Consider the following 303-nt stretch of genomic DNA (forward strand, 5'->3'; position numbering starts at 1 on the left):
GCCCACCGCGCTGTCATCCTCTTTCGCCAGCGCCATTTTCACACCGGTGAACAGCAGGAAGGCACCGAACACATAGAGGATCCAGCTGAACTGCGTGACCAGCCAGCTACCGGCGAAGATCATGATGGTACGCAGCACGATAGCGCCTAATACCCCATAGATCAGCACCCGGCGCTGCAGATTGGCCGGAATAGAGAAGTAACTGAACAGCATCAGCCAGACGAAGACGTTATCCACCGCCAGCGCTTTTTCCAGCACGTAACCGGTCAGGAAGGCGAGCGTCTGCGTGTTAGCGACTTCACG

1 protein-coding gene is annotated in these 303 nt (G+C 57.1%); it reads right to left on the minus strand.

Going from position 1 to position 303, the window contains the following annotated elements:
• Positions 1-303 (minus strand): TerC family protein (locus SB756_RS29140; RefSeq protein WP_410913006.1); only part of this gene is annotated, 303 nt, incomplete at both ends.

The organism is Pseudomonas sp. SIMBA_068 (genome assembly GCF_046534705.1).
Taxonomy (GTDB): domain Bacteria; phylum Pseudomonadota; class Gammaproteobacteria; order Pseudomonadales; family Pseudomonadaceae; genus Aquipseudomonas; species Aquipseudomonas putida.